Below are 23,824 nucleotides of genomic sequence, written 5' to 3'. Positions count from 1 at the left end.
CAGCTTTTGAGATGTAAGCAGGCTTATTGCTTTTGTGCAATTTGGCATTGGCACGTTTGTCTTTAGCTTTAAGTTTAGTGAAAATCTTCTTTTTACGGTTCATAGTAACATGCATTTTTGGAGACATCGGGCGCTATTATACCCGTTAATCACTCCTTTCGCCGAGATGATTTCATACCTATAAAATTTAACTTTATCTCGAGAAAAGAAGCGAGCCATTTAGGCCCGCTTTTTAATTTAAATTCAATACCCTACTTGAGGACTTGGGCTTATTAGCCTTTGTTATACAACTCACCACGCGCTTTGTGTAGCTTCTTATAACTGTCGATTAGACGTAGATGCTTGTCCAAACCCTCTAGCTTCATGTTGGTTGGGGTAAGGCCATAAAAACGTACATCACCCGTAACCAAGCCCACTGCATTGTCCATAGTTTCTTGGCCAAACATGCGTGTGAAGTTATGAATGAAATCGGCTAATTCCATCTCGTCGTCGAGCGTTACTTCGAGCACAGCATTCAACGCTTGGTAGAACAAGCCACGTTCAACGGTGTTGTCGTTGTACTGTAGGAAATCACCCACCAATTCAAATGCGTCTTCTAACTCACCTAATGCTAGGTAAATCAGAATCTTAAGCTCTAGAATAGTCAACTGACCCCATACTGTATTTTCATCAAACTCAACGCCAATTAAGGTGATGATATCAATGTAGTTATCCAGCTGGCTCTTCTAAACGCTCAACCAATGCCGCTAATGCATCGTCAGACAATGAGTGCAGATTTAAAATGTCTTCACGGTATAAAAGTGCTTTGTTGGTGTTGTCCCAAATCAAATCTTCCACCGGATACACTTCTGAGAAATCAGGCACAAGAATACGACACGCACTGCCAATTTCTGTAAATTCAGCGATGTATGCTTCTTTACCTAGGTCAGCAAGAATGCCAAACAAGGCTTCGCTCTCTTCTTCATTCGTGCCGGAGAAATCCCACTCAACGAAGTCGTAATCCGCTTTAGCACTGAAGAAGCGCCATGAGATCACACCGGTTGAATCAATAAAGTGCTCAACAAAGTTCTCTGGCTCAGACACCGCCATTGAGTTAAATGTTGGTTTTGGCACATCGTTTAACCCTTCAAAGCTGCGCCCTTGCAACAGTTCGGTGAGGCTTCGCTCTAGCGCGACTTCCAAGCTTGGGTGTGCACCGAATGATGCAAATACGCCACCCGTTCTTGGGTTCATCAGGGTCACACACATCACAGGGAATTGGCCACCGAGTGACGCATCCTTAACCACAATTGGGAAACCTTGCTCTTCTAGCTTTTCAATCCCCTCGACAATGCTTGGGTATTTGGCTAGCACCTCTTGTGGTACGTCTGGCAGCACAATTTCTTGTTCAATAATCTGGCGCTTAACCGCGCGCTCGAAGATTTCCGACAAGCACTGAACCTTCGCTTCATTGAGGTTATTACCCGCACTCATACCGTTACTCAAGAACAAGTTTTCAATCAAGTTCTGCGGGAAATACACCGTTTCACCGTCTGAGTGACGCGTATAAGGAATTGAGCACACGCCGCGGTCCACACGACCTGAGTTGGTGTCTACTAAATGTGATGCTTGCAGCTCACCTTCAGGGTTGTAAATCTCTAAACAGTAATCATCTAAGATACCCTCAGGAAGCGCATCATCTTCACCACCTTGGAACCACTTTTCATTTGGATAGTGAACAAATTCACTGTGTGCAATTTCTTCACCAAGGTATTGATCGTTATAGAAGAAGTTACAGCTTAGACGCTCAATAAATTCACCCAATGCCGAGCACAATGCGCTCTCTTTGGTCGCACCTTTACCATTGGTGAAACACATAGGCGATGCCGCATCACGAATGTGCAATGACCACACGTGTGGCACGATGTTGCGCCAAGACGCCACTTCAATCTTCATACCCAAGTCAGCGAGCATGCGCGTCATGTTTTGAATAGTTTGCTCAAGCGGTAAGTCTTTACCCAAGATGTAAGTGCTGTGATCAACGTCAGCTTCAACCATCAGCATGGCCTGCGCAACTTCGTCGATGTTATCAACAGGGTCGATTTGGAATTCAGGGCCAGTTTGCACAACACGCTTTACCGTACAACGCTCAATCGAACGCAAAATACCTTGGCGGTCTTTGTCTGAAATACTCTCAGGTAGTTCTACTTGAATTTTAAAGATTTGGTTGTAGCGGTCTTCAGGGTCAATAATATTGTTTTGCGAAATACGGATACCATCGGTCGAAATTTCTCGCGTGTTACAATACACCTTTACGAAATACGCTGCGCACAGAGCTGATGACGCCAAGAAATAATCAAACGGGCTTGGCGCTGAGCCATCGCCTTTGTAGCGAATTGGCTGATCGGCAATCACGGTGAAGTCGTCAAACTTGGCTTCTAGTCTGAGGTTATCGAGAAAATTAACTTTAATTTCCATAAGTTATCGGTACCCTAAAAATCGCAAAGACCGAGCTTAGCCAAGCTACATTGCAGCGAATATGGCAAAGTCGGTCAATCTAATAAATTTAATGTTCCAATTATCGTCTTTTTGCGGGCAATCGTCTTGGTTTATTTTGGAATTATTTAAGCCAAGTTATGTAAAGCCGAAAAATGACGTTGGATTGAATGCAAGTAAGCGCTTGCTCAAAACTAAAAAGGCAGCTTTCGCTGCCTCAATGATGCCACTCAAGGTGGAAAGAATTATTTCTCTACCGGCTCAAAGCGTAATGACATCAAACCTAAATCGCGTACCAGTACGTCGCCATCTTCAATGAGCCAAGTTTGTTCATCATTGCCTGATTTAAACACCAAGTAGTCACCTGACTTAAGCTCACGTACAAAAATTTCATCGAACTCAGTACGTTGACCATCCGCTTCAATGAAGTTTTCACCAATGTAGATTTTCTTCACGCCAGCCAGTTCAGACAAGGCGTTAAACACTTTGTTATCTGACGTGCTGACATAATGCCCTTCAAAGCCGTGGCCGCCACAGCCTAACATGAATAAGGTGGTTAAAATGATAAGGGAATATTTTACGTACTGCATATCTGATACCCATTTAAATAATACGACGAGCCCTGCATAGGCCCTGTGGCTGGCGCTTTTGCAAGGACGGTGAATTTTACACCATCCTTAATGCGATACCAATACGTATAAAAAAAGGGTCGCGTTTGCGGCCCTTTTGAGTAACATCACAACTGTTATTTATTTCAAATCGAAACGATCTGCTGTCATCACTTTTGTCCAAGCGTCAACGAAGTCATTGACGAACTTCTCTTTCGCATCTTGTGAAGCATACACTTCAGCTATAGCGCGTAATTCAGAGTTTGAGCCGAAGATAGAATCAACAGATGTTGCCGTCCACTTCTTGTCGCCGCTCGTGCGGTCGAAGCCTTCGTATACACCCTCTTCCTTGCTTGATTTGCTCCACTTGGTAGACATATCAAGTAAGTTCAGCGAAAAAGTCGTTACTCAATGTACCTGGTTTGTTGGTTAACACACCGTGATCCGAGCCTTTGTAGTTCGCATCAAGCGTACGCATACCACCAAGTAGCGCGGTCATTTCAGGAACGCTCAAGCCGAGTAGGTTTGCACGTTCTACTAGCATGCCAGTCGGTGATTTCCATGCACTGCTGTAGTAGTTACGGAACGCATCAGCTGTTGGCTCGAGAACGTCGAATGATTCTACATCTGTGTACTCAAGTGACGCATCCATACGACCCGGTTTGAATGGTACAGTGATAGAGTAACCTGCATCTTTCGCACCTTTTTCAATCGCAGCCGCACCACCAAGAACAATCATGTCAGCAAGTGAAATTTGTGTTTTACCTGCTTTTTTGTTGAATTTGGTTTGAATTTTCTCAAGTACTTTCAGTACTTTTGCGACTTCTTCAGGGTTGTTCACTGGCCAGTCTTTTTGCGGTGCTAAACGTAGACGTGCACCGTTTGCACCGCCACGCATGTCGCTGTCACGGTAGCTAGACGCCGATGCCCACGCAACGCGCACAAGCTCAGACACCGTCAGTTTTGAATCTAGGATTTGTTCCTTCAAGTCAGCAATTTGCTTATCATTCACAAGGGTATGGTTGACCTCTGGAATGTAGTCTTGCCAGATTAATACTTCACTTGGTACTTCACTACCTAAGTAACGAGCACGTGGACCTAGGTCACGGTGATTCAGTTTGAACCATGCTTTAGCGAAGGCCAATTCAAATTTCGCCGGATCGGCACGGAAGCTCTCTGCAATCTTGCGGAACTCTGGGTCTTCTTTCATCGCGATATCTGTGGTGAACATGATAGGCGCGTGACGCTTACCTTTAACATGCGCATCAGGTACGAGATTTTTCGCAGCTTCATTGGTTGGGATCCACTGAATCGCACCCGCTGGGCTGGTTGTTTGTTTCCATTCAAAGTTGAATAGGTTGTCTAGGTAGTTTGTAGTCCACTGTGTTGGTGTCACTGTCCATGCACCTTCAAAACCACTGGTCACAGTGTCTTCTGCCATGCCTTTACCGCATTTGTTTTTCCACCCAAAACCTTGGTCTTCAATGGGCGCTGCTGCTGGTTCTTTACCTACACAATCTGGCTTCTTCGCACCGTGTGCTTTACCGAACGTATGACCACCAGCGATAAGTGCAACGATTTCTTCATCGTTCATTGCCATGCGACCGAATGACATACGGATGTCGTCAGCTGCAAGCAGCGGATCAGGTTTACCGTGCGGGCCCTGCGGGTTTACGTAGATAAGACCCATTTCAACTGCAGCGAGAGGACCTTTCAATTTACCCTTTTTATCGCGACGTTCGTCTGTCAGCATCTTGCCCTCTGGACCCCAGTAAACCAAATCTGGTTCCCAATCGTCTTCACGGCCACCGGCATAACCAAAGGTTTTAAAGCCCATGTCTTCAAGCGCGACGTTACCCGTTAACGCCATCAAATCTGCCCATGAAATGTCGCGGCCATACTTTTGCTTTACAGGCCATAGTAGACGTCGAGCTTTGTCTAGGTTGCCGTTATCAGGCCAGCTGTTCAGTGGGTCGAAACGTTGCTGACCACCACCTGCACCACCGCGGCCGTCGAATACACGATACGTGCCTGCTGCGTGCCAAGCCATACGGATAAAGAAAGGACCGTAGTGACCATAGTCTGCTGGCCACCAGTCTTGTGATTGCGTTAACACCGCACGGATGTCTTCTTTCACCGCTTTAAGATCAAGACTCTCGAAACCTTTCGCGTAATCAAATTCTTCGCCGTACGGATGCGACTCTACACCGTGAGCGCGAAGTGGGCTAAGGTCTAACTGTTCTGGCCACCAAAATTGGTTTGACTTAGGTTCAGCTGCTTGCGCGCTGATCGATACCACAGACGACACAGCCATCGCGACTGCCGTGATAAGTGGAAGTGTTTTTTTACCCATGAATATTTCTCCCCGTTTGGAGTAGTGTGATTAACGGGGTTAAATATAGACCACGAATTCAATCTATTGGAGTGAGAAAAACAGATGAAAGCAATCGATTATTTAGATAACTAGTTAACATCAGGGTTACAAGTCGGTTTGGGTTAACAATATCAGATAGAAAAAGTATAATGATAAGAGCAAGGTTTGGGTTCTAAAGGCAAAACACACACCTTGCTCTGGAAATTATTCCGCTGTGGTTGGGTCAATCATGGTCTTCACTTCGTGAATGGCCTTGATGGGGAAGTCGCCCATTTCGCCATGCTTGCGGATCAGCGTTTCATCCGGTGCGATGTATACACAGAATACCTTGTTGTCCGTTACATAGCTTTCCACCCACTGTACTTGAGGTCCTAGCTGCCCCAATACATCACAGGAACGCTGTGAAATTCCTTGTAAATCTTGCTCAGATAACTGCCCCGCACCTTCGATTTCTCGTTCAATTACATACTTTGGCATTGTCCGTCTCCTTTGTGAGTAGGAGCGAGTAAGTATAGTCGATTTTGAACTTTGGAAGGGGTAAGAAAGTGAGGAAACAATAGGGGTACAGGGCTTCCTGCTGGTTTGAAATACCAGCAGGAAATTAAGGTAATTAAAGGCCTAAGCTCTTTAAGTACTCTTCATATGTACCGTGGAAATGCACAATACCTTGTGGCTGAATATCGATAATTTGCGTTGCCAGTGACGATACAAACTCACGGTCATGGCTCACGAAGAACAAAGTGCCCTCGTAGTTTTCTAACGCCAAGTTCAATGCTTCAATCGATTCCATATCAAGGTGGTTAGTTGGCTCATCAAGCACCAATACGTTTGGATTAATCAGCGTCATTTTGCCAAATAGCATACGACCCTTTTCACCACCAGAGAGGACTTTTACTTTCTTTTTCACGTCATCGTTTGAGAACAACATACGGCCAAGAGCACCACGCACCACCTGGTCATCGCCAGTTGTCCACTGCTTCATCCAATCAAACAGGGTTGCATCTTCTTTAAAGTCATCGGCATGGTCCTGCGCGATATAGCCAATTTTTGCCGCCTCAGCCCATTTCACTGTGCCTTGATCCGCAGCTACTTCGCCCAACAAACAACGCAGTAGGGTTGTTTTACCTGCCCCGTTTTGGCCAATAATCGCAACGCGCTGGCCCGCTTCAACCTGCAAGTCAAAGTTGTTGAATAGTGGGTTTTCAAACGCTTTTGAAAGACCTTCAACAGTTACAGCTTGGCGGTGAAGTTTTTTCTCTTGGTCAAACTTGATGTAAGGACTCACTCGGCTTGAAGGCTTGATTTCTTCGAGTTGAATCTTATCAATTTGCTTAGCACGAGACGTTGCCTGCTTTGCTTTTGAAGCGTTGGCTGAGAAGCGACTAACGAAGCTTTGCAGCTCAGCGATTTGTGCTTTTTTCTTCGCATTCTCATTAAGCTGCTTTTCACGCGCCTGCGTCGCAGCAGTCATGTACTCATCGTAGTTACCCGGGAATAAGCGCACTTCACCGTAGTCTAAGTCAGCCATGTGCGTACACACTGTGTTTAGGAAGTGACGGTCGTGCGAGATGATAACCATGGTACTTTTGCGCTCTACTAAGATTTGCTCTAACCAACGGATGGTATTGATATCCAAGTTGTTGGTCGGTTCGTCTAGTAGCAAAACTTCTGGATCTGAGAACAGCGCTTGAGCAAGAAGTACACGTAGTTTCCAACCTGGGGCTACTTCGCTCATAGGGCCAAAATGTTGCTCAATTGGGATTTCCAATCCAAGCAATAACTCACCAGCACGGCTCTCTGCTGTATAGCCATCCATTTCTGCAAATTGCGTTTCTAAGTCGGCCACTTCCATGCCTTCTTCTTCGCTCATTTCCGGCTGGCTATAAATGTAGTCACGACGCTCTTTGACCGCCCAAAGTTCAGTGTTACCCATCAACACTGTGTCCATAACACTGTATTCTTCGAAGGCGAACTGATCCTGACGTAGCTTACCTAAACGTACGCCTTCACCTAGCATCACGTTGCCCGCAGAGGGTTCTAAGTCGCCACCCAAAATTTTCATAAAGGTCGACTTACCACAACCGTTCGCACCGATTAAACCGTAGCGATTACCGTTGTTGAACTTTACTGAAACATTTTCAAAAAGAGGCTTGGCGCCAAACTGCATGGCGATATTAGCTGTAGCGATCAAAGACGTGTTACCTTTGGTTGGTCAAAAAAAGGACGCGCAGTGTAACTGAATACGCACTACATATAAACCAAAAGCGTGATTTTTAGCGCCCTTTAACGCAAAAAGCACACCTTACTGGTGCGCTTTTCTTAAAGTTGCTATCTTACGCTAGCTTTGCGGCTTCTCTTTGTTGATGGGCGCGGCGAAAATGTACACAACCCAAGTAAACCAAAACAGGAAGACTTGCACCAAAATCCATAGTAGCTTTTCTGTGCCGCTGGTTTTATTAGACCGAGCGATTAAAATCGCAGGCAACAGCCAAACAAGCACTAAAATGGGTATCACAAGCAGCATTGCCATTGAGCCATCAGAAGACATACATACATCCCTTTAACGTGTTGATGATAATAATTATTTTTATCTTAAGCTTCTAGGGTCTGTTGATCTTTGAAGTATGAATTTTGTTCAAATCAAAGGCGTTCAATGCAAGGAATGGGTTATGTTGCATAGTGAGCTATGTTAATAGCCCATGACACAGCAGTGTAAGTCTTTGGTTGAACCCTTTGGGCAGCGCCATTGGGGTATTTTATCGGCGTTATCACCTGACTTACATAGAATGACTATGTGACGCAGGCTCTGCCTTGCCAAAATACCCCAATGACTGCTGCAAAAACACACAGCAAAGGTCAACAGACCCTAAATACTAGTTGTAATGTGATGCCATTTCAAGCAGTTGTAAACTCTGCAATTAATTTCCTCTGGCACTTAAATCGAGTTCTAATTGTTCTAATGATTTGCCCTTCGTCTCGGGCAAATAACGCCATATCAAGGCAAGTGACACCACCGCAAAGATGCCGTAAATCGCGAACGTCGGCGCGGCACCATAGTTGGCAAGCTCCCAAGGAAACACTAACTGCACGAGGAAACTGATGGCGTTATTCACCACGGTGACCACAGATATGGCGACTGCACGTACTTCGTTAGGGAAAATCTCCGAAAACATCACCCACATCACAGGCCCAAGCGACACAGCAAACGCGGCCACAAACAAGGTAATGCCCACCAGTACGAGCGTGGCATTCATTGAGATAGACTTGGCCATAATCGCACCTTGATGGCTGCCCGCATCTTCGCCTAATACTTGTTGCAGTGCACCTTTAAAGGCAACATCGTCGTCGTAAGTTTTGCCTATCATAGGAGTGATACGTTGCATCACTGATTCGGGGAGTTGCTCTGACAACTGTACCGCTGCTTGCGGTTTAATTTCATAGGTGGCTTGATTAAAGCCCCAGCTGCACAATGCCATACTGATTGCGATGCCTGTCAAACCAAATAATAACAAAGGCTTGCGACCATAGCGGTCGATGGTCATCATCGCCACAACGGTGAAAATCACATTCACTACACCAATCCACACCGCCTGCGCAAATGCGGTATTGGTGCCCACACCACTTTGTTCAAATATGGTCGGTGCATAAAAGAAAATAACGTTGATGCCGGTGATTTGCTGAGCGATGGCTATCAACAACCCAATCATTAACGCAAAGCGGACTTTCGTAGAGAACACTGTTTTCACTCGCTGTGCCAGTGGTGGCACTTTGCTTTGCAGCGATGCGCGCATAGTACGTAATTGCTGCTCGATTTGCTCTGCGGAAAATAGTTTTGACGCAACCGACTCAGCTTCTGCGTCCAATCGTTGCATCAACAGCCAACGCGGACTACGTGGGATCACAAATAAGAGTACCAACCAACATATTGCTGGCAGTAATTCCAGCCCGAGCATCCAGCGCCACAAGTGCTCGGTTAAACCGATGTTTTGCACCCATGAAGCATCACTTTGTGCCCATTGCAGTAAGCAATAGTTACTGAAATACGATACTGAGAACCCGAGCACAATGTTGAGTTGGTTGATTGAAACGAGTTTGCCGCGGTGTTCTGGGAGGCTTATTTCAGCGATATACATGGGCGCGACCATCAGCGAGCAAAACGCCATACCGCCAATAAATCGGGCAATAACCAGCATCCAATAGCCTTGTGCTAATGCCGATGCCGCAGCAGAAATAACAAACAGTGCAGCTATACCAATTAATGTTTTTCGCCGCCCAATGGCGTCACTGACGACACCCGCAAACAAGGTTGCAAGTAAACCACCGAGTGTGGGAGAGCTCACAACAAAACCTTGCTGCCAGCTGGTTAATTGATATTGCTCGGAAATAAAACCAATCGCCCCTGAAATGACAGACGCATCAAAACCGAATATAAATCCCCCCAACGAAACTACAAGGGTGTAAAACAGCGCTGGCGGGATCAGTTTATTCATTTAATATCCATTAATGAGTCTCGCACCACCAATTTGGGGGCGAATAAGTTAGTGTGCACAGTTGCTTTCTTTTGTTTGTATACGTGTTCAAGCACCCAATGAGCTGCTTCATTACCCATTTTTTGAATCGGGTTATCTATGGTTGTGAGTTTTGGATACAAATAACGTGCAAATAACACATCATCGAATCCAACCACAGACAGTTGCTCTGGGATCACCACGCCTTGCTCTCTGGCAGCGGTCATCGCACCCGATGCCATTTCATCGTTGGCACAAACCAACGCAGTAAACGCTACCCCAACAGCCGCAAGGTCAACATACCCTTGTGCACCTTCGTCTTCATGGAAGCCACCTTCAACCATCAATTGCGGGTTAAAACGAATGCCGGCTTCATTGAGGGCGCGTTTGTGCCCTTGCAAACGCTCGGTTGCATCTTGTTTAAAAAGAGGACCACTGATATAAGCAATAGACGTATGGCCGGCATCAATCGCGGCCTTTGTCGCCAAATATCCACCGAGTTCGTTGTCGGTGTAGAAACAGTTTTGGGCCAATTCTTCAATACGACGGTTGATTAACACGACTTCCACATCGCGTTTGCTCAACTCTATTAGGTAATCATCACTCACTGCTTCAGCATGCAAAATCAGCGCATCACAACGCCTATCCAATAAAAATTCTATGGCATCTTTTTCTTGCTGCTCGTCACTGTGACCTGCGGTGATAATGACGTGTTTCCCTGCACTGCGAAGTACATCTTCGACCGTGCTCATCATGTTGCCGAAGAATGAACCGTGCAGCGCAGACACCAATAAGCCGACGCTATTACTGCGATTCGAAGCAAGTGATTGGGCGATTGAATTGGGCTTATAACCAAGCTCATCCATGGCTTTGAGTACTTTATCGCGAGTACGATCACTGACTCGCGCATTGCCATTCATAACACGTGACACAGTGGCCAGTGAAACACCTGCAGCTTTTGAAACTTCGTAGATGGTTGCCATTATTGTTCTTTATAACTTCCTGATAGGCTAACGCTAATACAAACGGCTTTTAGAGTCTATTGTTTAACAATGCTTTATACGCTAAAGCGCTTTGTTTTAGGGTGCGCTTTTGGGTCGCGTAATCAACATACACAATGCCAAACCGTTTACTGTATCCCAAGGCCCATTCAAAGTTATCCATCAAGCTCCACGCAAAATAACCACGAATGTCGACGCCTTGCTCTATTGCGCTATTTACTGCGCGTAAGTGGCTGTTGAAATAGTCAACACGCGGTATATCTGCGACTTCGCCGTCGACGAGGTGATCATCAAATGCAGCGCCATTTTCGGTGATGTACATAGGTGGTAAGTCATAACGTTCATGCAGTTCGACTAACAACTTAGTAAATGCCAGCGGCACGATCTCCCACCCCATTGCAGTAAGGTCGTCGCCGTGGGGAGGAACTTGCTCGAACCACCCGTGACCATCACTTTTATACACTGCTCGGGTATAGTAATTCACACCGATGAAGTCATTCTTTTGGGCGATAATATCCATATCGCCGTCAACAACATGGGGCTGGGCATCTGGGCTAATTTTCGACATCACATCTGGGTAAGTGCCCTCTAGCAGCGGCTGAATGTACCAATGATTATGATATTCATCACCCATCCGCGCAGCATCGATGTCGTCTTGAGAATCGGTTGCACTGTAGGCGGTCGAAAAGTTAAGCACAATGCCGCACATACTGTTTGGCACGTTGCGTCTGAGTACTTGCATCGCGAGACCATGGGCTAACAACAAATGATGCGCCGCTTGTCGGCCATAAGCTTGGCCGACTTTGCCAGGGGCGTGAACACCCTCTTCATAACCGAGGTACGCTGAACAAAATGGTTCATTGAGCGTGGCATACGAGTACACATTTTCACCCAATGCCTTGGAAACAACCTCCGCATAAAGGGCAAATGCATACGCAGTGTCGCGGTTTAGCCAGCCACCTTGATCTTCAAGATATTGGGGTAAATCCCAGTGATACAGTGTGACAAACACCTTGATGCCCTTTGCATTGAGCGCTGTGACCAAGTTTTGGTAAAAAGCCAAACCCTGCACGTTTACAGAACCGTCTTCGTTCATCACTCGTCCCCAAGCAATTGAAAGACGGTAAGCGTCCACACCTAGCCCGGCGATCATCTCGACGTCTTGTTGCCATAACCGCACATGATCGCACGCAACATCTCCGTTGGTGTTGTCTGCAATAGTGTTTGGCTGTGCACAAAACGTATCCCAGATACAGGGAATACGGCTATCAATAGCCCCTTCGATTTGAAAAGACGAAGTTGCTACACCATAGATAAAATCACGGTGTTGCATCGTTGAATCATCTGGCAAGCTGATTATAGGCATCAAAGTATCAGATCCATTTTTAGATCCCTTATTCGGGATTTTTTATTTGAATTTGTGAGCGCTTTCTGCAATTATCAAAATAAATGTAAGCGCTTTCATAACTAAATGTAAGCGCTTTCCTTCAAAAGATCAACAGGAGAACGCAGTGGCCATCTCAATGCAGCAACAACCTGCGCAGGAACAAACAGCGAACGGCAGTGGTTCATACCGATTCGCACTTATCGCGCTCACCTCACTTTTTTTTATGTGGGGTTTTATAACCTGTCTTAACGACATCCTCATCCCTTATCTAAAAGGCGCGTTTGACCTTAACTACACCCAAGCTATGTTGGTACAGTTTTGCTTCTTCAGCGCTTACTTCATTGTGTCTTTACCTGCGGGTAAATTGGTTGGCCGAGTGGGTTATCAAAAAGGCATGGTGATTGGATTGGGTATAGCTTGTTTAGGCTGTGTGTTGTTTTACCCTGCCGCTAGCAACGGCGTGTATGCACTTTTCTTAGGCGCACTGTTCGTTCTCGCCTCAGGCATCACTATCTTGCAAGTCGCCGCGAATCCTTATGTAAGTGCCCTTGGGCCAGCTGAAACAGCCCCTTCACGCTTGACCATGACCCAAGCATTTAATGCGTTAGGAACCACAGTTGCACCGTTTTTTGGTTCGATTCTTATTTTTTCAGAAGGTGCAGAGGTTATCAAAGGCGATGCCAGTGCAACGCAAATCCCCTACCTGATGCTGGCCGGCGGATTACTTGTTCTTGCCGGTATTTTCGCAGCCTTAAAACTGCCACACTTAAGCAATCAAGAAGTACACAGTGAACATGTTTCTGGCTCTGCTTGGCAATATAAGCATCTAACTTTAGGCGCTTTAGGTATCTTTTTGTATGTGGGTGCCGAAGTGGCTATTGGTAGTACACTCGTTAACTTCTTTAGCCAAGGCAATATCGCCGGTATGCATGAAGCTGAAGCGGCTAAGTACATCTCATATTACTGGGGTGGCGCTATGGTCGGTCGTTTCATTGGCGCAGCCATTATGCAGAAAATCTCAGGCCGTACCGTGTTAGCGTTCAACGCCATCAGTGCATTTGTATTGGTGTTAGCTGCCGTATTCTTTGATGGCCATTTTGCTATGTGGGCTATTCTTGCGGTAGGTCTTTGTAACTCAGTGATGTTCCCAACCATTTTCAGCCTAGCATTGAACGGTCTAGGCAAGCATACTGCTCAAGGTTCAGGTATTTTGTGTTTAGCCATTGTCGGTGGTGCAGTAGTTCCGCTTTTCCAAGGCATGTTGGCCGATAGCATCGGCTTACAGTGGTCATTCTTATTACCCGCTTTATGTTATGTCTATATCGCATTTTATGGCATCAAAGGCGCACAACCTCAGGCAAATGAATCAGGAAAATAATAATGAAACGTACTTTAACCTCTGTTGCCGTGAGTCTGGCAGTGCTTGTAAGCGCAGGTTGTTCGCAGGAACAAAAGCCACAAGAAACAACGAAGCTAGCCGCATCTCAAAAAGGTGAACAGCCGCTTTGGCCAAAAATTGAAAACCAAGTTGCGCAATTGAATGACGTTGAGGAACGTGTCAGCGACATCATGGCAAGCATGACGCTTGAGCAAAAAATCGCGCAAATGATCCAACCTGAAATCCGTGATATCACTGTTGAAGATATGCGTAAGTATGGCTTCGGTTCGTACCTTAACGGTGGTGGTGCGTTCCCTAATAACGATAAACACGCTAAGGTCGAAGATTGGGTTGCACTTGCAGAGAAGATGTATCAAGCCTCGATTGATGATTCAGTCGATGGCAGCACGATCCCAACTATGTGGGGTACTGATGCAGTACATGGCCACAACAATGTAATCGGTGCCACACTGTTTCCTCACAACATTGGTTTAGGTGCGGCAAATAACCCTGAGCTTATCGAACAAATCGCCAAGGTGACTGCAACCGAAGTGCTGGCAACCGGTATCGATTGGATTTTCGCCCCCACGGTTGCTGCCGTACGCGATGACCGTTGGGGTCGTACATACGAAGGTTACTCTGAAGACCCTGAGATCATCAAAGCCTACTCCCATGCGATTGTGACTGGTTTGCAAGGTAAACCGGGTGAAGGCTTCCTTGGCCAAAGCAACGTGATCAGCACCGTGAAGCACTTTGTGGGTGATGGCGGTACTGTTGGTGGTGATGACCAAGGCGATAACGTCAGTTCAGAAGAAGAGCTTTACAAGATTCACGCTCAAGGCTACGTGGGCGGGCTCAATGCAGGTGCACAATCGGTCATGGCATCTTTCAACAGCTGGAACGGCGAAAAAATTCACGGCAACAAGTACTTACTCAATGACGTACTCAAAGATCGCATGGGCTTCGACGGCTTCGTAGTGGGCGATTGGAATGGCCATGGCCAAGTTGCAGGCTGTACAAATGCGAGCTGCGCACAGTCAATCAATGCGGGATTAGACATCTTCATGGTGCCCGGCGATTGGAAAGCCTTGTATGACAACACCCTTGCGCAAGTGCAAAGTGGTGAAATTCCGCAAAGTCGAATTGATGATGCAGTACGCAGAATATTGCGTGTAAAAGTTCGCGCCGGTTTATTTGAAAAGCCAAGCCCTGCACAGCGCCAATTTGCAGCAAAAAGTGAACTCATTGGTAAGCAAGAACACCGCGAAGTCGCGCGCCAAGCTGTGCGCGAGTCATTGGTCTTGCTTAAAAACAATGAGCAGCTTTTACCACTTAAGCCAAACACCCAGGTGTTAGTTGCGGGTGATGCGGCCAATAACATTGGCAAGCAATCTGGCGGTTGGACGATCACGTGGCAAGGCACGAACAATGAGAACGCAGACTTCCCAGGCGGAACATCAATTTGGGATGGCATTTCCGCTCAAGTTGAAGCTGCTGGCGGCAATGCCGAACTGAGCGAAGATGGCAGCTTTGAGCAACAACCCGATGTTGCTATCGTCGTATTCGGCGAAGAACCCTATGCAGAAGGCCATGGCGACCGCGCTAATCTTGAATACCAAGCTGGCGATAAGCGCGACCTTGCCCTTCTGAAGAAACTTAAAGAACAAGGCATACCTGTTGTTGCCGTATTCATCAGTGGTCGCCCGATGTGGGTGAACCCTGAATTGAATGCCTCAGATGCCTTCGTAGCGGCATGGTTACCTGGCTCAGAAGGGTTAGCCGTCGCTGATGTGTTATTCACTGACGCAACAGGCGACGTACAACATGACTTTACCGGTCGTTTAAGCTACTCATGGCCAAAAACACCGACGCAAATCGTTAATCGCGGTGATGACAATTACGATCCGCTACTGCCGTACGGCTTTGGTTTAAGCTACGGCGAGCAAACCACACTGAGCAATGAACTCGATGAGCAAGCATCCAGTGCGAACTCACAGCAATCGAGTGTGGCGCTGTTTACTGGCACAGTGCAGAAACCTTGGCAAATGTGGCTGTACTCAGGTGATGAAAGCTTCACGGTCAGCGCCAATACTCATGAAGTCGGTGCGCTGTTCTACCGCACTATCGATAAAGTGGTGCAAGAAGATGCGCGCAAGTTACGCTTTGATGGCACTGCAAATGCCGGCATACGTTTAGCCAGCAAGAGCTTCTTTAGAGAAGATCTGCGTGCAAAGCTGGGCACCGATGTGCAATTAAGCGTCAACATCAATCTGGCTCAAGCCCCGACTGACGCAGTGTATCTAACGCTAAATTGTGAGAGTGAAGGTGATGCAGCAGGCTCCTGTGTGGCGAAAGTAGACATCAGCGAGCAACTCACAGCGATGGAGTTGAATACGTGGCAACCACTTAGCGTTGACCTCAATTGCTTCGCAGCGCAAGGCTTCAAGCTGCAAAACACTGTTGTTCCTTTTGAGTTGAGTACATCTGGCAAGCTGGACATCAGCATCGCCGATATCAACTTAGAGAAAAAGTCCGAACAAGAAGCACAGTTAAGTTGTAACTAAGGCTGCTTGTTTTATCCTCCCGAAAGCGACCTCTGGTCGCTTTTTTTTGCGCTATGGAAACACCACTTCAAACTGCTCACATACAATTGGCATGTCTGCACATGGTGTAAAGCCGGTGTCAGCTAACTCGCGATGATAATACGGCCAATGCACCTGCTGCCAATAGGCTAAGCTCCTATCACCTTCGCCTTCAATAAACGCATATTGTTCGGTAATTTGATTGTATGGCACCACATCAACCGCTACCGTTTTGATAATGCACACCGCTTTTCCGGCAAAGTTGGTCACAACATTAAGATCACCTATCTGTGGAAGCGCTGTGTTCGTTGCCTCATACCACCAAAGCGAAGACGATGTCGCACGTTTAATCCCCGCCAACACCAGTTGCGCGCATTCGTCTGCATCATCTTGGTTATCACAAAAATGCCAGCTTTCTATCGTTTGTTGGGGTTGCCCTACTGTTTGGAAGTAAGCAGCAGCCATGGCCACAGGGGACATGTTCATATCTTCGCTCTTAACATTGTTCGATTAACGCGTGTCTCTGGCTATGAGGATGTAGTTTAAGCTTACTTTGTTGGGCTGTTTGGTGCCAATAGCGGTCGTTAAGAGGGTTCCCACTGACATGTTATTTTGTTGTAAGCCCACCAGTCTGCCTCGCCTAGGGGAAGGTCCGCTAATATTACTATTCTAAGGTAGTCTTCTCTTTCAATGTGCTTTGCTGCCTCATCTTGAGCTTGTGCCATTGACTCAAAATATAACTCTTCGGTGCCAACATATAATTTAAATCTGTATCCATTCATCATTTATCTTTCGGTGCCAGAAACGGACGGTGAACGCTCTGTTATGGGCGACAAGCTATTATGAGATCCATCCATAAACAGTTTGTTATGTTGCAGTTAAAACCTGAATCATTTTAGCTATTTTAGTTTTACTTATTTCACCCACTAAAAACGGATTCGTTAAAGCATAAATATAGTCTTCAACTTGCTCGTAGTTTAAATCGTTTCGACACTCAACAAAATTAGCCCATTGCTCCAGTTCATCCGAAGATATTTTCTCGGTTAAATAGAGGTTCAGAACTTTTTCAAGAATAACTTTTGATACGACAAAGTATTCTTTTTCTGAATCATATGGATATTTCACTAGCTCAGAATAAGCCTTATCTTTATCTATTCCGAATGTGACTATTTGTTCTAATGCTTCTGCTCTATCCATATTGCAACATAATACCCCAATAAGAGGTGGGAAACGCTTGCCTAAAATTAGCGATGATGGAGCGCAAGCCAAGCTTTATGCGTCCATGTCATTATTGCTTTGTTAGATTTACGGACTCCCGTATTTCTTGTAATTCATTTTGCTTTTTGACACTTTCTGCATCTAATAATGCTACAGGAAACGCTTCTGAGTGGAGCCATGTAGAATAACCTGAATATATTGAAAATGAGAATATGGTGCAAGTTATAAAACTTAACAGACAATTGCGCTTGGATGCAGCTTTAGAAACAAAGTAAACGACTATCAATGAAACTAAAATAGTTAAAATTGATTCAACTACAGTTGCCTTTAAGTGACAAAGATGAGCGACAACCAAAGGTGAAAAAAATAATGAAAGCAATAAAGCAAATATAACGGCAACTTTATTTTTCACGGACTAGCTCCAAGCAAACCTAACGCCCGCATAATGGGCGGATTAAGCTTGGCTAAAATAGCGAAGAATGAGCGACAGCCAAGCTAAAGACGTCCATTCATTGATGCGTTTGTTAGGTATACTTTGCACCAAATTCTTTGTAACACTTTGGAAAGTAACCCCAAACTCTTACACATGAGTCTGTCGCTTCAAATTCAAAGCCGATGCGTTGAATAAGGTTTAGAACCTTTTCAGACAAATCAATATCAATCCACTCAACACTCAGCAGTGGGAATGGCAAGTGATAGTGCCATTCGCTATCCCAACCAGAAATGTAACCGTTAACTACCTTTGTTCGGTAACAAGGTTTTTCTGAAAAATCGCGAACCTCAGAAATAAGCTCATTCCATTTGGTATTGTTGGCTGCCCCAACCAACTGCCTTTCAGCAATAATTCTCTTTGCTTCTTTTTTATACTTTTCATCGGAAACGGCATCAGCCATTGGCAGCAGACTCATTGGTATACCTAACGCCGCAATAATGGGCGGCCAATACGTAGGTTGCTTTGTGTTATTTTGGAGCGGAGCGACAACACAAAGCAACCGGAGTGTTGGACGTCCAGCCGCGTGTTTTTGCCGGCGATCTTTAATTGCCTTGTTAGGTACTTCCTCTACAAGCCAAAATTTTAGGCTCAAGCACTTTCCAATGCCCACGAATATATCTGTTTAACCAAAAATTACGAGGCTTAAAGAAGTAGAACAGCTTTGACTCTTTAATAGTATTTGTCTTGGTGATCTGTTCAACTAACCAACTCTCATCAAAACCAGCCCATTCACCAGCTATACACATGAGATTACTTGATACGACAGGCGCAACTTCTTCCGACAATATTTTTTTTAACTCTACTGTCGAATAATCCGAATCAGCGCATACTTGGGCAATTTCGTCATACATAAGAGTAACGTCTGTATCTAAAAACAAATCTGACAGAACGACCCATACAGGCTTTCTATGTTGAATTTGCTCAAGAGTAAAACGCAAAACTTAACCTCAAGTGATACCTAACGCCCGCCTAACAGGCGTAAAAAGGCTTGGCTATAATTAGCGACGAAGGAGCGCAAGCCAAGCTTTTTACGTCCTTTGTTGAGGCGATTGTTATGTGACCATTACTCACATTTACTGCCTTTATCTTTAATAACATAAGCTGCAAATTTATCGTCTTCATTTCCACTAATGCGAACATGTTCAAAACGATTATTTAAAACATCAAACCAAAAGCACCTGATATGTTTGTTTGCATGATTCTGAGATATTTCCTGAATCTTTTTATTAATATCTGGATCATCTAACAAAAGTTCTGCAAACAAGAATGACGCTCGGGCTTTATAAGTATTTGGATTATCAGCGTTGAGTAAATCTAATACCACTGGCTTGTAGCGATGCTTGTTTTGTGTAAACAACTCTGTAGCACCATCATCCATGCCTGAACCAAGAGAATACATTTTGTAAAGTAAAAACACTTGCACTCTGTTGCTAAAAGTAACCAGCAAAACAAAAGTAACGACTAGAATTAAAAATGTTATAAATATTTTCACTGAACCTTCCTAGTCACATAACATGTTTATAGCGAGCGAATCGCGCGTTTTTCTACCACAGCGTCGCTCGCTTTTATGAATGACTCATTTGTAACAAACTTCTTAACTAATTGCCATTACAACTAAAATGCTGTAGTTCTAGCTTTTGTCTCAGGACAAAAACGAGCGATTGGGTCGTTTTCCTGACTATGCAAGCAATATACTTTGAAGAAATAGAAAGCAATTTTGAACGGCCGAAGTTTGCTCTTTTGAGTAATTCGCCTAAACATGTCTTGGGGCAACAACATGTAGGCAAAAATTGGACAGAAACCATTTAGCACTTCGAAAGAGAACGCCTTTCTAATGGGCGCATTAATGCTTGGCTAAAATTAACGATGAAGGAGCACAAGCCAAGCTGTTTGCATCCCATCCATAAACCGCTTGTTAGCTATTTACTGCAACCAAATACTTACCATCAGCAGCTTTTTTAGGTGCTCCAAAAATACTCATATACGGATACAACTTAATTTTTAGAAACCACAAGCTACCGACTAAAAACAGTGCTAAACCTAATTCGATTATATTTACTAATAAATCACTTCCGAATCCATCAATATGAGTGGGAAGTTTCATGGTAGTTAGAAAGGCATAAATCAGATATGCTCGATGGTAGTTTCTTGAAATACAGTATGTAAGACTGAAAAAAAGAATCACAATACTCGCGACAAGCGCTGTTGCAACAGCCTCACCGGACTTAAAAATTTCAATAAATGAAAATGTTATTAACACTCCGAATAAAATCATGAATCCAACTACCAAGTAGTTAAGAAACCGATACTTTTTAACTAAGTTTACGTCTTTTATAGTCGATACAGCGTACGCTAGTTTTTTCTCAGATATCCCGCTTTTTGAATATTTTTCAAAAATGCTAAATCTCGATATCCCATTATCAAAGTCATCCTGACATTGCTTTTTAAATTTCCAAGAATTCAAATCAAAACTCCCAAATTTGATGAATAGCTAACGTCTCAAGTAAGAGGCAGGACAAATGACGCCGGCATCTTGGTTAAAATGGTGACAAACCAAACGCAGCGGCACTTGGACTATCCGGTGAGCTGAGCGAACGCATTTAACTTGCTTGTTATAACTACTTACCAATGCTCAGGCTCGCTTTTTATATTGGGGTTTAGGCAATAAGAATAATGGGTTGATTGTACATTAAAACCATTCTCAATTGCCCAGGCCTCTATTAAATATAGAATTTCTAAACCTTTATGATTGTGCGGTAAGTGAAGCCAAGCTAATTCAGTGCCGTAACAGTGACATAAATATGCTTCTGCGCTTTCAGTGTTGTTAGTGTCTTTAATCAATCTATGTTCTTCGCAAAATTGATTAAAGCCAGAGATATCTAATTCGCCATCAGAAATAGATGTGCGTAGGTTATGGCAATCGACATCACTTGGAAGGTTAGTTAGACCACAAACAACATCAGGACTTAAGTTTAATTCCTGGATGATTTTTGGGGCAAGGTCGGTTTTGCCAAAGTCTTGATGATGACGAGTCTCAGGCCTTGAGTAAATCTCTAATTCGAATACTGGTTCCATGCTCGAATCTATTTAGTCGTTATAACTCTTTGCTAATAGGCTGCCGCAGCGGAGCGTAGGCAGTCCCGAGGAGGCCACGCAGCTTGTGGCCGGAACGAAATTGAGCAATTTGTTATGTTTTACCACACAGATACCTTTGTCTCGATGTAGATTGAATGCTCATCAAGTTCACCAGTTGGTAGCAAAGTGACTGACTCGATCTGAACTAATTTACCTTCGCGAACGCTATCAGAAAGCCAAAAATCTTCTCTGGCTACTGTATACTCTGGTTGCCCCATGCTGCCCGGATACGCACCATTTAGATCTTCATCCAGAGGTTCGATTGCGACGACATCGTATAGTTGACCATCTTCTAACATCGGGCCAACGTGAGTAATTTTACCCTTTGAAATATCCGGTAACAGTGAAGTCCACCATTCAGAGGTGCCAATATGAGGCTGTTTAGCAATAAATTCTGGAAATGAGAATTGAAGCTCATTATTCAATTCAGAAGCCCAATCAGCATTGTCTTTTTCTAGGTCGAAGATTACATCCATGTCATTTCCTTTAAAACATAACAACTTATTAGAGAGACCTTGCAAGGTACACTACTTTGTAAGGTAGGAGGGCAAGCATATGTAGATGCACTAATCAGAATCAAAAAATCGCAGTAAATCATACAATAAAGAAATTATTTCCTCGGCGCAATTCAAACAAAGTAATGCCAAAGTTCAGCGTATTCCCGAGCTACGTAGAGTGATTGAAATTACCGGTTACGACAAGGGTCGTGCCCACTACACAGGTTAGAGCTATACAAAACCAATCGCATTGACTGCTATAAAGTCATAGTTGATAGCAAGCTTTCGCAATACGCACTGTTTATATCAAGGTACCAACAAATTAAGTTCTCATGTCAAGTTCTCAATTTAGGCACTAAATACATGCAATTAACTCTATAAGCATGTTATGGTGGTTTAATCCTTAGTCTAAATAACAACAAATCGAGGTCACTATGGGTAAAATTATCGGTATCATTCTAATCGTTGTGGGTGTTGCGTTAGTCGCATGGGGTTACAACGTGTATGACGCAGTTGAAGCGCAACTCACTCGTTCAATTAATGGCGAAACGCCGATTGAAGCGTGGATTGGCATGGTAGGCGGCGCGATTTGTGTTGCTATCGGCGTATTCAAGCTCAAGTAATTAACTGAATTAGAAAATAAAAAGCCCGCTAATTTGCGGGCTTTTTACTTTTGCGGGAAATCAATTCACGTAAATCTTAAAGCCCCATGCTGGCAGGGTTAATGCTGACTCCGGTTTAAACACTGTGTTTTCATCACTTAATGCCTCTTTGTATTCTCCTTGGAATAACGGCTCTTTAAACGTCACGGTTTGCTCGGTGGCTGATAAGTTAAACACCGCAAATACTTTGTCATCGCCTTTAGCGCGCACAAAGCTCAACACTTCTTTTGGTGAAGAGTTAGGCACATGCACCATGCGCCCACCAAATTGGCCATTCCACAACGCTTCATTATCATGCTTCAATGCAAACAAAGACTGATACAAGTCGCCAATCGGATGTGGCTGCCAATCAATAGGGTCGCGCTCGAAAAAGGCCAGTCTGCGATCATTCCCTGCCTCTTGTCCGTTATAAATCATTGGGAAGCCCTCGCCCACAACCGACAACGCAATCACCACCTCAAGGGCTTCACCATAATTTTCAAACATGGTGCCTTCCCACGCATTGGTATCGTGATTGGCAACCCCGACTAAACGGTAAGCTTCCTCAGGGTACGCACTCTCATTCCATGAATAGTAAATAAACAAGGCGTTCACATCTGCAAGGCCATGGACAATTTTGTGCATATGTTGAGACCACGACCACGCGTACGTCATATCGAATGCGTGTGCGTGTAGATCCCGAGATTCCCACTCCGCGAGCATCAATACCGGTTTAATTTCATCGAGTTCGCGGCGCACATTGTTCCAAAAGTCCACCGGCACAAAGCCCGCAACATCACAACGATAGCCATCTATGCCCACTTCTTTCACCCAGTACTTCATCGACTCGGTCATGTATTCGCGCAATTCGGGCTTTGAATAATCTAAGTCAATAATGTCGGACCAATCCCACCAAGGGGTCGGGCGGAAGTTACCTTGGTAATCTCGCTCGTACCAATCAGGGTGCTCAAAACGCAGCCAGTTATCCCATGCTGTATGATTGGCAACCCAATCCAGAATCACGTACATGCCCATGTCATGCGCTTCATCTACAAACGCTTTTAAATCAGCCAGCGTACCCAATTCTGGATTCACTTGGCGGTAATCTTTTACTGAATAAGGGCTGCCCAATGTCCCCTTGCGGTTTTCTTCACCTATCGGGTGGATTGGCATCAACCAAATAATATCAATACCCAGCTCTTTCAATCGCGGCAGCTGCTTTTGTGCTGAGCTAATCGTTCCCTCTGGCGTAAACTGGCGGGTATTAAGCTGGTACATGACCGCATTTTTTGACCACTCAGGATGTGTGACTTTTACGTAGGGGGTCGGTTCATACACACTTTTTGCCGTGTTGGTTTGCGCACACGCCACCATCAAGCACAGGGCGAAACAGAGAAAACTATGTCGTAAAATTAAATACATAGACGTCCTTACACAGTGAACAAAAAACAAGCGTTGGTCCGAATATACCCCCCGTGGTGTAGTGCAACAATAAACTGCATACGTATTCACTTTAAATTTACATAA

21 protein-coding genes, 2 pseudogenes and 1 other annotated feature are annotated in these 23,824 nt (G+C 44.8%); of the genes and pseudogenes, 3 read left to right on the top strand and 20 right to left on the bottom strand.

What is annotated here, in order from left to right; all coding sequences use genetic code 11:
- From ACH19P_RS18870 to ACH19P_RS18825, 10 genes and pseudogenes are all read right to left on the bottom strand, one after another.
- The coding region (locus ACH19P_RS18870; protein WP_462160214.1) for a DUF2986 domain-containing protein at positions 1 to 103 on the bottom strand (103 nt) is incomplete at its 3' end.
- A gap of 169 nt (positions 104 to 272) precedes the next feature.
- A pseudogene (locus tag ACH19P_RS18865) lies at positions 273 to 2,457 on the bottom strand (OsmC domain/YcaO domain-containing protein).
- A 263-nt stretch (positions 2,458 to 2,720) separates the two neighbouring features.
- The gene (locus ACH19P_RS18860; protein ID WP_462160182.1) at positions 2,721 to 3,065 is read right to left on the bottom strand and encodes a hypothetical protein; all 345 of its coding nucleotides are present in this window, start codon (positions 3,063 to 3,065) and stop codon (positions 2,721 to 2,723) included.
- A gap of 159 nt (positions 3,066 to 3,224) precedes the next feature.
- Positions 3,225 to 5,436 (bottom strand): annotated as a pseudogene (gene katG, locus ACH19P_RS18855) (catalase/peroxidase HPI).
- A gap of 225 nt (positions 5,437 to 5,661) precedes the next feature.
- A complete protein-coding gene (locus ACH19P_RS18850; RefSeq protein ID WP_462160181.1) occupies positions 5,662 to 5,934 on the bottom strand; it encodes a DUF4242 domain-containing protein in 273 nt (90 codons plus the stop codon).
- Positions 5,935 to 6,067: 133 nt separating this feature from the next.
- The gene (locus ACH19P_RS18845) at positions 6,068 to 7,648 is read right to left on the bottom strand and encodes an ABC-F family ATPase (RefSeq protein WP_462160180.1); all 1,581 of its coding nucleotides are present in this window, start codon (positions 7,646 to 7,648) and stop codon (positions 6,068 to 6,070) included.
- A 147-nt stretch (positions 7,649 to 7,795) separates the two neighbouring features.
- Positions 7,796 to 8,005, bottom strand: a complete 210-nt coding sequence (locus ACH19P_RS18840) for a hypothetical protein (RefSeq protein ID WP_462160179.1) — start codon at positions 8,003 to 8,005, stop codon at positions 7,796 to 7,798.
- A gap of 370 nt (positions 8,006 to 8,375) precedes the next feature.
- Positions 8,376 to 9,947 carry a sugar porter family MFS transporter gene (locus ACH19P_RS18835; protein WP_462160178.1) on the bottom strand — a complete coding sequence of 524 codons (1,572 nt, stop codon included), beginning with the start codon at positions 9,945 to 9,947 and terminating at the stop codon, positions 8,376 to 8,378.
- Positions 9,944 to 10,948, bottom strand: coding sequence for a LacI family DNA-binding transcriptional regulator (locus ACH19P_RS18830; RefSeq protein WP_462160177.1), 1,005 nt, complete (start codon positions 10,946 to 10,948; stop codon positions 9,944 to 9,946). The genes ACH19P_RS18835 and ACH19P_RS18830 overlap by 4 nt, the downstream gene beginning before the upstream one ends.
- Before the next feature lie 49 nt (positions 10,949 to 10,997).
- Complete coding sequence (locus ACH19P_RS18825) at positions 10,998 to 12,332, bottom strand: GH1 family beta-glucosidase (RefSeq protein WP_462160176.1); 1,335 nt, start codon at positions 12,330 to 12,332, stop codon at positions 10,998 to 11,000.
- A 157-nt stretch (positions 12,333 to 12,489) separates the two neighbouring features.
- On the opposite strand from ACH19P_RS18825, the gene ACH19P_RS18820 reads away from it, so the two are divergent.
- Both ACH19P_RS18820 and ACH19P_RS18815 read left to right on the top strand, forming a co-directional pair.
- Positions 12,490 to 13,731, top strand: a complete 1,242-nt coding sequence (locus ACH19P_RS18820) for a sugar MFS transporter (protein ID WP_462160213.1) — start codon at positions 12,490 to 12,492, stop codon at positions 13,729 to 13,731.
- 2 nt (positions 13,732 to 13,733) lie between these two features.
- Entirely contained in the window at positions 13,734 to 16,295 is a 2,562-nt protein-coding gene (locus ACH19P_RS18815) for a glycoside hydrolase family 3 protein (protein ID WP_462160175.1), read from the top strand.
- Positions 16,296 to 16,346: 51 nt separating this feature from the next.
- Here ACH19P_RS18815 and ACH19P_RS18810 read toward each other — a convergent pair whose 3' ends face one another.
- From ACH19P_RS18810 to ACH19P_RS18770, 9 genes are all read right to left on the bottom strand, one after another.
- Complete coding sequence (locus tag ACH19P_RS18810) at positions 16,347 to 16,799, bottom strand: ASCH domain-containing protein (protein ID WP_462160174.1); 453 nt, start codon at positions 16,797 to 16,799, stop codon at positions 16,347 to 16,349.
- Between the two features lie 381 nt (positions 16,800 to 17,180).
- Entirely contained in the window at positions 17,181 to 17,510 is a 330-nt protein-coding gene (locus tag ACH19P_RS18805) for a hypothetical protein (RefSeq protein ID WP_462160173.1), read from the bottom strand.
- 91 nt (positions 17,511 to 17,601) lie between these two features.
- Positions 17,602 to 17,943, bottom strand: a complete 342-nt coding sequence (locus ACH19P_RS18800) for a hypothetical protein (RefSeq protein ID WP_462160172.1) — start codon at positions 17,941 to 17,943, stop codon at positions 17,602 to 17,604.
- A gap of 112 nt (positions 17,944 to 18,055) precedes the next feature.
- Positions 18,056 to 18,616, bottom strand: a complete 561-nt coding sequence (locus tag ACH19P_RS18795; RefSeq protein ID WP_462160171.1) for a DUF6678 family protein — start codon at positions 18,614 to 18,616, stop codon at positions 18,056 to 18,058.
- Complete coding sequence (locus tag ACH19P_RS18790) at positions 18,579 to 18,962, bottom strand: DUF7079 family protein (protein ID WP_462160169.1); 384 nt, start codon at positions 18,960 to 18,962, stop codon at positions 18,579 to 18,581. The genes ACH19P_RS18795 and ACH19P_RS18790 overlap by 38 nt, the downstream gene beginning before the upstream one ends.
- Before the next feature lie 125 nt (positions 18,963 to 19,087).
- Entirely contained in the window at positions 19,088 to 19,516 is a 429-nt protein-coding gene (locus ACH19P_RS18785; protein ID WP_188728718.1) for a hypothetical protein, read from the bottom strand.
- A 423-nt stretch (positions 19,517 to 19,939) separates the two neighbouring features.
- Positions 19,940 to 20,488, bottom strand: coding sequence for a hypothetical protein (locus ACH19P_RS18780; protein ID WP_462160168.1), 549 nt, complete (start codon positions 20,486 to 20,488; stop codon positions 19,940 to 19,942).
- A 158-nt stretch (positions 20,489 to 20,646) separates the two neighbouring features.
- Positions 20,647 to 21,099, bottom strand: coding sequence for a hypothetical protein (locus ACH19P_RS18775; protein ID WP_462160167.1), 453 nt, complete (start codon positions 21,097 to 21,099; stop codon positions 20,647 to 20,649).
- Between the two features lie 119 nt (positions 21,100 to 21,218).
- On the bottom strand, positions 21,219 to 21,635 hold the full coding sequence (locus ACH19P_RS18770; protein ID WP_462160166.1) for a hypothetical protein: 417 nt from the start codon (positions 21,633 to 21,635) through the stop codon (positions 21,219 to 21,221).
- 455 nt (positions 21,636 to 22,090) lie between these two features.
- On the opposite strand from ACH19P_RS18770, the gene ACH19P_RS18765 reads away from it, so the two are divergent.
- Positions 22,091 to 22,279 (top strand): DUF3185 family protein, encoded by a 189-nt coding sequence (locus ACH19P_RS18765; RefSeq protein WP_462160165.1) that lies wholly within the window; start codon positions 22,091 to 22,093, stop codon positions 22,277 to 22,279.
- Positions 22,228 to 22,328: a sequence feature (Trp leader region), on the top strand. Its footprint overlaps the gene before it by 52 nt.
- A gap of 11 nt (positions 22,329 to 22,339) precedes the next feature.
- Here the strand turns inward: ACH19P_RS18765 and ACH19P_RS18760 are convergent.
- Positions 22,340 to 23,671, bottom strand: a complete 1,332-nt coding sequence (locus ACH19P_RS18760; RefSeq protein ID WP_462160212.1) for an alpha-amylase family glycosyl hydrolase — start codon at positions 23,669 to 23,671, stop codon at positions 22,340 to 22,342.
- Positions 23,672 to 23,824: the final 153 nt, after the last annotated feature.

It is taken from the genome of Pseudoalteromonas sp. GB56 (genome assembly GCF_054923835.1).
This window is presented reverse-complemented; position numbering and strand designations above follow the sequence as displayed.